Source organism: Bartonella sp. AP9QHHD (genome assembly GCF_042195625.1).
Taxonomy (GTDB): Bacteria; Pseudomonadota; Alphaproteobacteria; order Rhizobiales; family Rhizobiaceae; genus Bartonella.
In genome coordinates, this window is the sequence record NZ_JBHIOP010000082.1 from 1 (window position 1) to 10492 (window position 10492).

Genomic DNA, 10492 nt, shown 5'->3' on the forward strand with positions numbered 1-10492 from the left:
ACTACCCGTTACAGCATCTGTTGATTTAGCGCTAATCTCACCATTTGCAAGGAACGTAATTCTACTGTTTTCTTGTGTCCTTACAGCTCTGCCTTTTTCTTCTTTACTCTTTTCATGACGCGCTACAAAGGCATCGGCTTCCTTGCTCCATAACAAAGAATCCTGTGCTACTCCTTCAGAAACCTCTTTAATCCTTGCATTCACATTCTTGATATTCTCATCAAGACCTGCAAAAGCGGTTCCAACACCTTGAAAGGCACTCTCTGTTACAACTCCATCTTTAGCAATGTAAGATAATTTATACGTTGGCTGTGTAAGAGCTCCATCTTTAAAGGATGCTTCTCCACCTAAAAACTTAGCTACATCCTCACCGATTTTATTAATCTGACCACCCGTGATTGCATCACGTGAACCCTTGGCAATCTGACCATCGGCAACATTATGAAGACCAACAGCTGCCTTATCCTTACCTTTGCCTAAAGTCACACTCGTGTAATCAATGCCGCCATTCTCACCCTCTTTTTTATCGTAATGAACAACAGCCGAGTCATCTGACTGAAGGCTGGTAGAAAGATCCTTCAAACCTTTATCAAGCTGACCTTTGTTAACAGCTTCATTATCCTTTGTTGCTTCACCAACACCTGAAAGTGTCCGATCCGTACCAGTCTTGTTGGCTATGTTGATTTCACTGCCTTCTACTTCTTTACCAATAGTGATAAGATTGGTTGCTTGATCTTTCTTAACAAGGCTATCACCTTTCACATTGGTAATCTCATTATTAATTTCTTTGCTAATCTCATTTCTAATATTTATGAAAGAATTACCAACTCCAGCCAAAGCATCCGCCACATTGCCATAGTCTATCTCTTCAGATTTACCATCATCCTTAACTGTCTTAACCTTAAAACTTGGAGCAGTCCATTGTCCTTGCTCATCATAGCCAGCACCTCCACCAAAATAGGTTGCAAGTTGTTCGTTCAGCGAATAAAGCTGACCACCCGTGATAGCATCCGTTGAATTAGCGCTAATCTCACCATTTGCAAGGAACGTAATTCTACTGTTTTCTTGTGTCCTGACAGCTTTGCCTTTTTCTTCTTGCTTCTTCTCATGACGTGCTACAAAGGCATTAGCTTTATCGTTCCATAATAAAGCATCACCTTTAACTTGCTGAGTAATATTCGTTATGTTTTTAGTAAGTTCGCTAAACTTATTTGTTACATTATCATTGACATTCTTGATATTGCTATCAAGCTGGCTTTTGTTAACAGCGTCATTATTGTTCTTTGCTTCACCAACACCAGAAATTATCCGATCCCCACCGCTTTCATTTGCAATATTGATTTCTGCGCCACCTACTTTTGCACCAATAGTGAGACGATGCGTTGTTTTGTCTTGCTGAACAAAGCTCTCGTTTTCCACTTTGGTAATCACATTATTAACCTGTTCAGTCAATTTATTCTGAACATTCGTGATAGAACTTCCAACACCGGCAAGTGCATCCGCTACATTCGTATAGTTCTTGTCAAAAGAAGTACCATCCTCACCAAACTGCTTGATCTTGAAATCCGGTGCTTTCCATTTGCCCTCTTTATCATATCCAGCACCACCACCAAAATAGGTTGCAAGTTGTTCGTTCAGCGAATAAAGCTGACTACCCGTTACGGCATCTGTTGATTTAGCGCTAATCTCACCATTTGCTAGAAACGTAATTCTACTGTTTTCTTGTGTCCTGACAGCTTTGCCTTTTTCTTCTTTACTCTTTTCATGACGCGCTACAAAGGCATCGGCTTCCTTGCTCCATAACAAAGAATCCTGTGCTACTCCTTCAGAAACCTCTTTAATCCGTGCATTCACATTCTTGATATTTGTATCAAGACCTGAAAAAGCGGTTCCAACACCTTGAAAGTCACTCTCTGTTACAACTCCATCTTTAGCAATGTAAGATAATTTATACGTTGGCTGTGTAAGAGCTCCATCTTTAAAGGACGCTTCTCCACCTAAAAACTTAGCTACATCCTCACCTATTTTATTAATCTGTCCACCCGTGATTGCATCATGTGAACCCTTGGCAATCTGACCATCGGCAACATTATGAAGACCAACAGCTGCCTTATCCTTACCTTTGCCTAAAGTCACACTCGTATAATCAGTTTCATCACCTGTTTTATCGTAATGAACAACAGCCGAGTCATCTGATTGAAGGCTGGTAGAAAGATCCTTCAAACCTTTATCAAGCTGGCTTTTGTTAACAGCGTCATTATTGTTCTTTGCTTCCCCAACACCAGAAATTATCCGATCCGCACCGCTTTCATTTGCAATATTGATTTCTGCGCCACCTACTTTTGCACCAATAGTGAGACGATGCGTTGTTTTGTCTTGCTGAACAAAGCTCTCGCTTTCCACTTTGGTAATCACATTATTAACCTGTTCAGTCAATTTATTCTGAACAGTCGTGAGAGCCGTATTAACACCCTCAAACGCATCCGCTACATTCCTGTAGCTTTGTTTATCTTCTGTGCCATCATCCCGAAAAGTTTTAACCTTAAAAGTAGGACCTTCTGAGTTTCCATTTCCAAAGTCAGCACCACCACCAAGATAATTAGCTAAATGGGTACCCAGTGTATACAGCTGTCCACCATTCACGGCTTCTTCTGAGTTTTGTGTTAAATCTCCACCTCCAAGATATTTAATTTTACCTGATCTTCTGTCTTCCCCCTCTACGTGCATAGCACTAAAGGCTTTATCAGTTTTGCTCCACAATAAGGCATCGCCTTGAAATTCTTTATTAATATCGTTTAATTTGTCATTAAAATTATTAACAACAGTATTCAGATGTTTGTTTACATTTATGAAGTTCGTATCAATTCCTGCAAAAGCAGAGCCTACATCGGGATAGTCTTTTGAAGCACCTTCTTTACCATCAGCTGTGAAGGTTTTAAGCTTGAATGTAGGGGCTGTCCATGCACCACTTTCATATTTAGCACCACCACCGAAATAAGATGCAACACTGCTCCCTAGGGTATGAAGCTGAGAACCACTTACAGCTTCGTCTGAATTTTCATTGATTGTCCCGCCAAGTAGACCGGAAAGTTTCCGCCCTCCATTATCCTTATTTAGAATACTGATTTCGGTACCACCAGTTCCCTTACCAATAGTGATAAGGCCCGTTCCTCCATCACGGAGACTGCGCGTCAAAGCCATCTCTGCTACTTGCTTAACAAGAATACTGTCTCTTACTTCATTAATTTCAGTATTTGTTGCCAAAAGTTGGGAACCATTGACCGCTTCGGTCGATTCTGCTGTGAGTGCACCATTTTGAATGCCTGTTATCTTCTTACTACCAGCGTCAATACCACTCGTTGTTATTTTCGGTCCACCAGAAATCACTAAGCCCGTTGCATCTAAGGTATTTCCTGCTACTTTTGCACTACTCAACGTAATATCTTTAGCAAGATCAAATTTTAGCTTATTGTCCTTATCGCCCTTTGTAATATTTAGGTTGCTACTTCCAGCAGAAAAATCTACTCCGCTATCCATAAGAACAGCTGTAGCATTTTTATCTCCAACTGATAGTTTCCAACCGGTTTTTCTTACAACATCTTCTAAGTCTCTTAACTGTCTAACATTCACTGCATCGGCAGGCTCAGAACCAGCTGCTACGCCTGTAATTTGTCTGGTTATACCATTACTACGATCACCAACACTCACTGCACCCCGCGTACTTTTCCATTGTGTCTGGGAGCTTGTTGCAGGTCCCTGCAGCACAGAAGTATAACCAAACTCACCAGCAGCCCTATTGGCTACAGAATCACTTCCTATAGCAACACCCCCTACTACCTTCACTTGCGTTTTAAAGCCTAAAGCTGTACTGCTGTCCGCCTCTACCCGTATAAAACGACCAACAGCAACCGCATCATTATTTAGTGCCACTATATCTGCACCAACAGCAACCGATCCACCTCTATGGATCTCCGAGTTAGAACCTATGATAACAGATGCCGCTAACGTTTGGTCTCTTTCAGCTAATACCGCCTTCGCTTTAGAACCAATAACAACACTGTCCACGGTTTTCGCATTAACGCCTTCACCAAAAATGACATTACTTCCCGATACATCACGCTGTACTTCTCCACTACGTGTCATTCTGGCTATAGGATCTTTTCGCGAGAAATCAGATGCATCAATAGTCACTGTATCCTGTCCACTTTGAGTGAAAGATCGAGTTACAGAGCTACTGTCCATAAAAAACTGTGGATCGACAACAAATTTCTTATTTTGGTCTTCTGGACTTAATGTGTTTTTTGATAACTTATTGTCATCGATTTTTAAAGTATTCGCAATAGAATTATCATCACCTACACTAGTAAGGGTTCTAGTTAAAAAATTTGCATAGTCATCAGAAGCATTAATCTTTTCTAATCCGGCTTTATTGAGTGCTGTTAAATAATTGTTTTTTGAAACAGGAGAAGCATTCAAACCAGCAACAGAGAGAAGGCTTTGTGGATAAGACACACCGGCACTTTTTACACCTTCAAGAAATGTGTTTCTAAAATCAGGATTTGCTGAAAAAACAGGCGTAACATTCGATAAGAATGTAGCCGCTATAGCCAACGAAAGAACTTTAACAAAAGAAAAACGAGAACGTTTTAATTCACTCGCTGCTTGTGGGGCATATAATTTTTTCATAATAAACTCTCCAATGAAAAAACTTAGAAACACCTCCAAAACATAAAAAAGACACATTTTAGCATTATCGATATCTTTGGAATTCAGAGTAGAGGATCATTGCTTAGAGTGTGAACATTTTGAGTCTTTAGTCTTGTTCTGTTTGTGCTCTCTGTATTGAGATCTAAATGCTTGTCTTTTTGATTATGTTTTGTGGACATAAAGATAACACATTTAGAGTCTAAGGGTTTTAGTGTGCTGTTTTTTCCTAACTAAAAAAGAGGCCTTGTATATTTAATATTACTTTTTACTTGGTAGTGGTTACTATAAAATCCTTTGTACTAGGTTTTAGTATGTATTTTCCTAATTATAGACTTTATTTTTATTAGAAAACATGGTTTTATTAATAATAACTAAAGTAAAAAGAAATTGTAATATGTCCAGAATATAGTTTTCCTTGGATAACTGGCTTTTTAGTTGGATTTTTTCTTTTTAATATATCATATAATGATATATGCGCGGTCTCGTGATGTACCTTTTATCTTTACACATTACTTATCCTCCCCTTTGAAAGTTATTTTATCAAAATGAGTCTTACTAATATACATTTCCGCATCACTATAGACTGTTCAAGAAAATAGCAACATAAAAATATAACTTTTTAGCAATATGGATTCTACTGTGATCTTTTTTCAACAAAATATAGAAAAATCTTCTATAAAACCTCACAGTCTATAGCCTCATCAAATATTATGCTTATCTCTAGGTAAATACTGTGCGTCTGTAAAAAAAATCACCCTTATTTCAATTAATAAGGGTGGATGTTTTGTTTTCTTTTCGTTGTTCGTATTATTTTATTTTCAGAGTAATTGCACCACCTATGCCCCAATGACCACCAGCACTCGTGGCAGAGAGATTAGAGCGGATTTTTCCGTTTTCAGATGTATAACCAGCACCAAGAGCAAATGCGGACTGTCCACGCCATGTGCCGCTACCAAATGAGACACTCAAAGATCCCGGCTCGTCAAAGTAACGTAGGTTGGATACTGCTAGACCAACGGCGGCTGCTTGCCTTGCCTCTTTGCGTACGCTCTTAATATCATAACTTAAAATATTAAACTTCATATCTGTATATCGGTCAGACCGATCAACAGCATCATCAATGGCATTAATAACAATATTATCCACCCGACTATCCGTATATTTTTTTGCATCATCGAGAACAATTTTCATCTGTTGCTGAGTGTAATCATGTAGTTGACCACCATTCACAGCTTCTTTCGAACCTTGTTCAATGCGACCATTGGCAACATTATCAATCATAACAGGTTCACTTTCGTTGCCACCTTTTAGAGTGATCTTATTGGTTTTTTTACCATCAGCATCTTTATCATAGTTAACTGCACCATCAGAAAGATTATTAACCGTGTTCTCAATATTATCAACTCTGTCTTCAATATTGAAAACCGTTTCACCAATATTCGTAACCGTAGTGGAAATATTGTCGACTCTGTTTTCAATATGCTTAATATCTTTTTCAACGCCAGTGATACGTTCGTTGGTTTCCCAAAGCTGTCCACCATTGACTGCATCTTTTGAACCTTCTGCAATTTTACCATCTGCTACATTGATAATCTTACTTGGTTGACCATCATGGCTAGCGTCATAAGCTTTTTTCTGCTCATTCCAATTTAAACCATTGGACGAGACATTGTTTTCAACACTTTGAATACGGTCGTTTATCTTAGACATACTCTCACTTACGCCGTCAAAAGCACTGGCAACGTTATGATAATCCTTCTTTTCACCAGAGCTCCCGTCAGCCTTGAATTGTGCTATCTTGAAAGTAGGAGCAGTCCATTCTCCATTATTATAGCCAGCGCCACCACCAAAATATGCAGCAAGCTGATTACTCATCAAATAAAGTTGCGAACCATTTATAGCATCGGTTGAATTAGCAGAAATATCTCCATTGGCAAGAAACTTAATTTTGCTATTTTCTTTGTCTGCTCCATGCTGTGCTACAAATGCCTGCTCATCACCGTTCCACAACAAGGCGTCCCCTTTGACTTCTTGTGTAATATCATTGATTTGTTGTGTAAAATTATTGACCACATTCGTGAGATGACTATTCACACTCTTCACATTTGCATCGAGACCACTCAAAGCTGAGCCAACATCATGATAATTGGCTTTTGCCACCTGACCATCTTCAACAATAACAGATAAACTATAGTTTGGTCCTTTAAAAGCACCATTTTCGANCATTTCGCTCTGCAGCTTTTACACCAGAAATTGTACGAGCTTCACCAGATTTGTTTGCAACATTAATTTCTGTACCCCCCGTTGTCACACCAATGGTAATAGTACCTGCATCTCCTTCCTGCTTAACGAGACTATTTTTTGTCGCATTCGTAATCTGATTTTGGATATTCGTGATAGAAGTATCAACAGCATTAAAAGCAGAACCAACATCATTATGAGAATTACCCTGAATTGTGTAAGTTGGTGCTTTACCATTAGATACATCTGCACCACCACCAAAATATTGTGATGTATTTTGAGAAATTGTTGAGAGATTATTCGTAACAGTGATAACATTCTGATTAGTAGCAAAGAGCTGCGAACCATTTACTGCATCGGTTGAATTAGCAGAAATATCTCCATTAGCAAGAAACTTAATTTTGCTATTGGTTTTTTCCTCTCCATGCTGTGCTACAAATGCCTGCTCATCATTGCTCCACAACAAAGCATCCCCTTTGACTTCTTGTGTAATATCATTGATTTGTTGTGTAAAATTATTGACCACATTCGTGAGATGACTATTCACACTCTTCACATTTGCATCGAGACCACTCAAAGCTGAGCCAACATCATGATAATTGGCTTTTGCCACCTGACCATCTTCAACAATAACAGATAAACTATAGTTTGGTCCTTTAAAAGCACCATTTTCGAACGAGGCACCACCACCAAAATAATTTGCTATATCTCCAGATATTTTATTAATTTGGTTCCCATTGATCGCATCATGCGATCCTTGCGCAATTGTGCCATCTTTAACATTATGGAGAGCAACAGGGACTTGGTTATCCATCCCACCTAAAGTTACGCTACCATAATTAACGGTACCGTTTTCTTTATCATAAAGAACTGCAGCAGCACTTGTAAGATTAATATCATTAGAAATCTTCTCTATACTTTTATCAAGCTGGGCTTTGTTAACAGCTTCATCATTTCGCTCTGCAGCTTTTACACCAGAAATTGTACGAGCTTCACCAGATTTGTTTGCAACATTAATTTCTGTACCCCCCGTTGTCACACCAATGGTAATAGTACCTGCATCTCCTTCCTGCTTAACGAGACTATTTTTTGTCGCATTCGCAATCTGATTTTGGATATTCGTGATAGAAGTATCAACAGCATTAAAAGCAGAACCAACATCATTATGAGAATTACCCTGAATTGTGTAAGTTGGTGCTTTACCATTAGATACATCTGCACCACCACCAAAATATTGTGATGTATTTTGACTTACACTTGCAACGTCCCGATTAACCTGCTCCAACTGCGCAAAATTCACTGCATCATCAGGTTCTTCCCCAGCTGCCACTCCTGTAATCTGCTTATTGCCAGCATCAATACCATCCACAGTTATTTTAGCCCCATCAGCAAACAAAATGCCATCATCACTGATAGAGCTTCTCCCAGCGGTAACTCGTTCCACTGTAATATTATTAGCTAGATCAAATGTTACATTATTGTTTTCCCCACCTTTTGTAATCTTAAGGTTGTCACTTGCAGCCGACAAATCTACAGTATCTTGTACACCAACAGCTTTAGCATTTTTACCTCCAACAGATAGTGTCCAACCTTGGTCTACGTATTTTTGTAATGATTTTAACTGTGCAACATTAACGGCATCAGTGTCGCCACTACCAGCTGCCACTCCTACAATCTGGCGCGTTTTTTTTGATTTAGCATCACCAACACTCACTGCACCTAGCGTACTCGCCCATATCATGTCGTCAGAATCTGAAGGGCCTTTAGTTAAAGAATTATACCCGATAGCGCCAGCAGCAACATCAGCCACAGACTCGCTCCCAAGAGCAACACCCTTATGCTCAGTCGCTCTTGCATCTGAACCAATCGCTATCGAAAGATCTGTTTGAGCTTGAGCACCATAACCTATAGCAATTGCTTTTTGTCCACCTGCAAGTGATTTGTTACCGAATGCAATACTATCAACGCCTTTTGCTTTTGCACGCCCACCAATAGCAATCGTATTGCTTGCTACTGCTTCAGACGCAACCCCTATAGCAATACTTGCTTGTCCACCTGCAAGTGCAGCAATACCAAAAGCTTGTGATCCCCCAAACTTTGCAGTTGCAGCCGCTCCAAATGCTGTTGAATAATGCCCCGTTGCGGAAGATCCACACCCAGTTGCAAAAGAATACACACCATAAGCTTCAGGCAGAACATTTGAAAGACCACCGGTTGCTTTTCCCATATATCCCCCCTTACCGGTCAGACCATCATCAACCCAATTAAGCTGAACCTTCGCCCAGTTAAAAGGACGCTTGCCATTAATCTCTTTATTCATAGAAACTCTTTCATATAGTTCCTCTGCAGTGATTTGGTTATTAGTACCTTGATTGCTTCCACCACGATCAACAACATTAAACACACCACAGTAATCCTTATCGCCAGCTAATACAATACTGCCATGGCTAGCGTATTGATAAGACACGCTAGGACCACTTGTACTTTGAACTTTATCACTTGTTATCGCAAGATTTGCAGCAACCACAGGAGAAACACTCGACAAGAGCGCCGCTATAACTGTTCCCAATGAAACAGCTTTAATCAAATTTGGTGTTGAATATTTTTTCATAATACCCCCTCATAACAATAGATTAAAAACACAAAAAAGGTGTGTTCCAGAGCTTTCTTATTTCCCTTGCGTGTTCCTGCTTTTACAGCGTGTTTTAGGACATAAATAAAATTAAGACGTAAGCTGTTGTTTCTGCAACGCCTTTAGAGGGTAATTAGGGGTAGGTTCGTGAAAGTCAATTTGAGGAAAGTAAAAAAATACTTAATATTAGAATGGATTTCATTTTTCTATCAAAGGTTGTGTGTCGTTTTTAGCTTTGATCTCTTTGAAAAAGGTATAATTTTTGTGCCTATTGATCATCCGCTTAGGCATCAGTTTATTTTTCGTGAATAAGCTCTTTTATTTCATTAGAGGATTTATGAAAGCTTTTTACTAAAATGCCCCATCTATATCCTTACTCATGGTAATGTGTCTCGTTGCTGTATCCTATTTTACAAAAATACTCACTGCTACTTGTTCTTTTATTCCCTTCAGTTGTGAAAAATTCACTGCATCAGTATTGCTAGTTCCTTCTGCAACATTTGTTACTTTTTTACTTGCCGCATTAATATTACCGGTGGTTATTTGCGGGACATCAGTAATTACTAAGCCTGTTGCATCGACTTTTCTTTTCTCTCCTAATGTTATGCTTTTCAATGCTATATCATTAGCCAAACCAAATATGAGCTTATTTTCATCGTCCTTATCTCTTTTAACCCTGAAGTTACTTCCTCCCGATGAAAAATTCATTGTACTATCTAGCACCCATATCTTTAGCTGCCTCACCAGAAATAGACTGTTTCCACTCTTTTTTTCTTACGACTTCTTCTAAATCTTGCAACTGTCTCAGGTTCACCGCATCGGCAGATTTGCTATCAGCTGCTACGCCTATAATTTGTCGCGTTATGTTCTTACTAGGAACACCAATATTTACTGAAACTTTCGTACTTTTCC

General features: G+C 39.2%; 4 protein-coding genes. All 4 read right to left on the reverse strand.

The window, feature by feature from the left end:
• The coding region (locus ACFIK4_RS05705) for a hypothetical protein (protein ID WP_375675403.1) at positions 1-4686 on the reverse strand (4686 nt) is incomplete at its 3' end.
• Between the two features lie 828 nt (positions 4687-5514).
• Positions 5515-6933 (reverse strand): Vomp family autotransporter, encoded by a 1419-nt coding sequence (locus tag ACFIK4_RS05710; RefSeq protein ID WP_404977425.1) that lies wholly within the window; start codon positions 6931-6933, stop codon positions 5515-5517.
• On the reverse strand, positions 6911-9559 hold the full coding sequence (locus tag ACFIK4_RS05715) for a hypothetical protein (RefSeq protein WP_404977426.1): 2649 nt from the start codon (positions 9557-9559) through the stop codon (positions 6911-6913). The genes ACFIK4_RS05710 and ACFIK4_RS05715 overlap by 23 nt, the downstream gene beginning before the upstream one ends.
• A 426-nt stretch (positions 9560-9985) precedes the next feature.
• On the reverse strand, positions 9986-10288 hold the full coding sequence (locus ACFIK4_RS05720; protein WP_375611461.1) for a hypothetical protein: 303 nt from the start codon (positions 10286-10288) through the stop codon (positions 9986-9988).
• Positions 10289-10492: the final 204 nt, after the last annotated feature.